This is a genomic window from Mycobacterium sp. (genome assembly GCF_965229265.1).
Lineage (GTDB): Bacteria > Actinomycetota > Actinomycetes > Mycobacteriales > Mycobacteriaceae > Mycobacterium.
Window position 1 is genome coordinate 1 of the sequence record NZ_CBDDIY010000007.1, and the last position, 3,904, is coordinate 3,904.

The 3,904-nt window shown below is 66.7% G+C and carries 5 protein-coding genes and 1 pseudogene; all 6 read left to right on the forward strand.

The features are described from left to right. Positions 1-826 (forward strand): acetaldehyde dehydrogenase (acetylating) (locus ADBZ9K_RS00490; RefSeq protein ID WP_526617745.1); only part of this gene is annotated, 826 nt, incomplete at its 5' end. Between the two features lie 22 nt (positions 827-848). Continuing rightward, positions 849-1,895, forward strand: coding sequence for a 4-hydroxy-2-oxovalerate aldolase (gene dmpG / locus ADBZ9K_RS00495; protein WP_353093346.1), 1,047 nt, complete (start codon positions 849-851; stop codon positions 1,893-1,895). Then, positions 1,892-2,122 (forward strand): 2-hydroxymuconate tautomerase, encoded by a 231-nt coding sequence (gene thmT, locus ADBZ9K_RS00500; RefSeq protein ID WP_353093348.1) that lies wholly within the window; start codon positions 1,892-1,894, stop codon positions 2,120-2,122. Before dmpG ends, thmT begins: the two co-directional genes overlap by 4 nt. Before the next feature lie 99 nt (positions 2,123-2,221). Further along, positions 2,222-2,676 (forward strand): annotated as a pseudogene (locus ADBZ9K_RS00505) (low molecular weight protein-tyrosine-phosphatase). Positions 2,677-2,817: 141 nt separating this feature from the next. Beyond that, positions 2,818-3,351: a Fe-S cluster assembly transcriptional regulator IscR gene (iscR, locus tag ADBZ9K_RS00510; protein WP_011829856.1), complete on the forward strand. Its 534-nt coding sequence runs from the start codon at positions 2,818-2,820 to the stop codon at positions 3,349-3,351. Positions 3,352-3,405: 54 nt separating this feature from the next. Then, the coding region (locus ADBZ9K_RS00515; RefSeq protein ID WP_526617748.1) for an aminotransferase class V-fold PLP-dependent enzyme at positions 3,406-3,904 on the forward strand (499 nt) is incomplete at its 3' end.

Below are 3,904 nucleotides of genomic sequence, written 5' to 3' on the forward strand. Positions count from 1 at the left end.
GCCGGTGTGGATGGTCGGCATCGACCCCGAGTCCGACGGCTTGAAGCGCGCACGCGAGATGGGCATCAAGACCACCGCCGAAGGCGTGGACGGACTGCTGCCGCACGTGAAGGCCGACGGCGTGCAGATCGCCTTCGACGCCACCAGCGCCTACGTGCACGCCGCGAACTCGCGCAAGCTCAATGCGCTGGGCGTGATGATGATCGACCTGACGCCGGCGGCGATCGGCCCGTTCTGCGTGCCGCCGGTGAACCTGAAGCAGCATCTGGGGCGGCGTGAGATGAACGTCAACATGGTCACCTGCGGCGGCCAGGCCACCATCCCGATGGTGGCGGCGGTGTCGCAGGTGCAGGCGGTGGCCTACGGCGAGATCGTCGCCACCGTCTCCAGCCGCTCGGTCGGCCCCGGCACGCGCAAGAACATCGACGAGTTCACTCGCACCACGGCCGGAGCGGTGGAGAAGGTGGGCGGCGCGAAGAAGGGCAAGGCCATCATCATCATCAACCCGGCCGAGCCGCCGTTGATCATGCGCGACACCGTGCACTGCCTGACGGTGGACGAGCCCGACCGCGACCGGATCACCGCATCGATCCACCAGATGATCCGCGAGGTGCAGAAGTACGTGCCGGGCTACAAGCTGGTTAACGGCCCGGTGTTCGACGGCAAGCGCGTCTCGGTCTTCATGGAGGTCGAGGGCCTGGGCGACTACCTGCCCAAGTACGCCGGCAACCTCGACATCATGACTGCCGCCGCCGCACGCACCGCCGAGATGTTCGCCGAGGAACTGATCGCCGGCACGCTGAAGCTCGAAGCCGTGCCGGCCTGACCGGACGAAGGAGAACGCCATGATGAACCTGCAAGGCAAGAAGATCACCGTCCACGACATGACGCTGCGCGACGGCATGCACCCCAAGCGCCACTTGATGACGCTGGATCAGATGAAGAGCATCGCCAGCGGCCTGGACGCCGCCGGTGTGCCGCTGATCGAGGTGACGCACGGCGACGGCCTGGGCGGCTCGTCGGTCAACTATGGTTTCCCGGCCCACAGCGACGAGGAATACCTCGGTGCGGTGATCCCGCTGATGAAGCAGGCCAAGGTGTCGGCGCTGCTGCTGCCGGGCATCGGCACCGTCGACCACCTGCTGATGGCCAAGGACCTCGGCGTGCACACCGTGCGCGTGGCCACCCACTGCACCGAGGCCGACGTGTCCGAGCAGCACATCTCGAAGGCGCGCTCGCTCGAGATGGACACCGTGGGCTTCCTGATGATGGCCCACATGGCCAGCCCCGAGAAGCTGGTGAGCCAGGCGCTGCTGATGGAAGGCTATGGTGCCAACTGCATCTACGTCACCGACTCGGCCGGCTACATGCTGCCCGACGACGTGACGGTGCGGCTGCGCGCGGTGCGCGACGCCCTGAAGCCCGAGACCGAACTGGGCTTCCACGGCCACCACAACCTGGCGATGGGGGTGGCCAACTCGATCGCCGCGGTCGACGCCGGTGCGAACCGCATCGACGCGGCGGCCGCCGGACTGGGCGCGGGCGCGGGCAACACGCCGATGGAGGTGTTCATCGCCGTGTGCGACCGCATGGGCATCGCGACCGGCGTGGACGTGTTCAAGATCCAGGACGTGGCCGAGGACCTGGTGGTGCCGATCATGGACCACATCATCCGTGTCGACCGCGACTCGCTGACGCTGGGCTATGCCGGCGTGTACTCGTCCTTCCTGCTGTTCGCCAAGCGTGCCGAGAAGAAGTACGGCGTGCCGGCGCGTGAGATCCTGGTCGAACTGGGCCGCCGCGGCATGGTGGGCGGCCAGGAGGACATGATCGAGGACACCGCGATGACGCTGGCGCGCGAGCGCACCACCGCCATGCACAAGGTCGCCGCCTGAGCGCGACGGCCGCCCACAGGACACAGGAGAAGCTCATGCCGTTTGCACAGATCTACCTCATCGAAGGTCGCACCGAGGAGCAGAAGCGCGCCGTGATCGAGAAGGTCACCCAGGCCATGATGGAGGCCGTGGGGGCGCCGAAGGAGAACGTGCGCGTGTGGATCCACGACGTGCCCAAGGAGAACTGGGGCATCGGCGGCGTCTCCGCGAAGGCGCTCGGCCGCTGAGGACCCGTTGACGGGCGGGCGTTCGTCGAGAATCGCGGCTCTCGATGGAGATGTCCCGTGCCCGACGACCCGCAACCCATTCACGTCCTCATGGTCTGCATGGGGAACATCTGCCGCAGTCCGACCGCCGAAGGCGTACTTCGCGCCAGGCTGGCCGCGGCGGGCCTGGCCGACCGCGTGCGTGTCGACTCGGCCGGCACCCATGCCTATCACGTGGGCGAACCCCCGACGAGCGCAGCCAGGCGCACGCCGCGCGGCGGGGCTATGACCTGTCCACGCAGCGGGCCCGTGCCGTTCAGGACGACGATTTCGACCGCTTCGACCTGCTGCTGGCGATGGACTGGGACAATCTGGCGCTGATGCAGGAGCGCTGCCCGCCGGCCGCCCAGCGCAAGCTGAAGCGCCTGATGGAGTTCGGCCGCGGGGCAGGCAGCGAAGTTGTACCCGACCCTTATTACGGTGGGGCTGCCGGATTCGATCACGTGCTCGATCTGGTGGAGACCGCCTGCGACGGGCTGATCAAGCACCTTGCTCGAACTCCGGGACGCGAGTAGGGGAACTTACGGGGGCGTGTCCGACCAAATAAGTCGGCTTCACCTATAATTGAGCTAATCAGTCGGGATTAAGCCCGGCGGCTCGCAGTGAAGCGATCCCGGACATCCGGTCCGCCAGCCACGCGCCTCAAGGAGTTCAGTATGCGTCTCACCACCAAAGGCCGTTTTGCCGTCACCGCCATGATCGATCTGGCCCTGCGCGAGCACAGCGGCCCGGTTGCGCTGGCCGCGATCAGCTCGCGCCAGCAGATCTCGCTGTCCTATCTGGAGCAGCTGTTCGGCAAGCTGCGTCGCCATGAACTGGTCGAGTCGACCCGCGGCCCGGGTGGCGGCTACTCGCTGGGCCGCAAGGCCGAGGAGATCACGGTCGCCGACATCATCGTCGCGGTCGACGAACCGATCGACGCCACCGGCTGCGGCGGCAAGGAAAACTGCATGGGCGAGGACTCGGGCCGCTGCATGACGCACGACCTGTGGGCCAGCCTGAACACCAAGATGATCGAGTTCCTGGATTCGATCTCGCTGCGCAAACTGGTCGACGACCAGCTGGCCAAGGGCGTGTCGATCGAGGAGGCGCCGGTCAAGCGGGCCATCTCGTCTCAGCCGGTGGTCAAGCCCATCAAGATCACCGCGCCGAACTCGGTGTTCGCGCTCGGTAGCTCGTTCAGCAAGTAATCAACAGCCATCTGCTCCCGCCAGCCAAGCCCTGACGTCAGGGAGCCGCCCGCCATGGACATGACCCCGCACTTCCCAATCTACATGGATTACGGCGCGACGACGCCGGTGGACCCGCGCGTCGTCGACGCGATGATTCCCTGGCTGCGTGAGCACTTCGGCAACCCCGCATCGCGCAGCCACGCCTGGGGCTGGGAGGCCGAGGAGGCGGTCGAGAAGGCGCGTGCTGAAGTGGCCGCGCTGATCGGCGCGGACCCGCGCGAGATCGTCTGGACCTCCGGGGCAACCGAGTCGAACAATCTCGCGCTGAAGGGCGCCGCGCAGTTCTACAAGACGCGTGGCAAGCACCTGATCACGGTCAGGACCGAGCACAAGGCGGTTCTGGACACCATGCGCGAGCTCGAGCGCCAGGGCTTCGAGGTCAGCTACCTCGAGGTGCAGGAAGACGGGCTGATCGACCTCGACGTGCTCAAGGCCACGATCCGGCCCGACACGATCCTCGTCTCGGTGATGTTCGTCAACAACGAGATCGGCGTCATCCAGGACATCCCGG

Coding starts and splice junctions, on each gene's coding strand:
- dmpG (WP_353093346.1), top strand. CDS start 849: ATGAACCTGCAAGGCAAGAAGATCACCGTCCACGACATGACGCTGCGC.
- iscR (WP_011829856.1), top strand. CDS start 2,818: ATGCGTCTCACCACCAAAGGCCGTTTTGCCGTCACCGCCATGATCGAT.